A 364-nucleotide genomic window follows, 5' to 3' on the forward strand; every position below is an offset into this window, starting at 1 on the left:
TGGCCTGCTTTCAGGTCTGGGAATGGGAGGCCTTGTTCCTGATCTTGAACTTTCCCCGCTGAGTGTTGCCGCCGGAGCTAATAATAACGGCAGCAATGGAGATGGCTTGGATGAAGATGCGATAGATGTATCGGTAAACCAGATTAGAACCGGCGTGCCTTATACACTATCAGTTCCAGTGACCAATCCAGTGGCTGCTACAAGATATTTGTATGGTTGGATCGACTTTAACAATGACGGCAAGTTTCAGGTAGAGGAGGTTGCCACAACAACATTTTCTACTGTGGGTTCTACCACCCAAACATTAAGTTGGACAGGGGCCCAGACCGGAACAATCGCTTCCGGGGCTTCAAAGCTTTATATG

Annotated in this window: 1 protein-coding gene; it reads left to right on the forward strand. The window is 48.4% G+C overall.

Annotation, left to right across the window (positions count from 1 at the left end; translation table 11 throughout):
* A partial coding sequence (locus tag SB764_RS38750; protein ID WP_410866571.1) for a GEVED domain-containing protein occupies positions 1–364 on the forward strand: 364 nt, incomplete at both ends.

The organism is Paraburkholderia sp. SIMBA_027 (assembly GCF_046535315.1).
GTDB classification, from domain to species: Bacteria; Pseudomonadota; Gammaproteobacteria; order Burkholderiales; family Burkholderiaceae; genus Paraburkholderia; species Paraburkholderia tropica.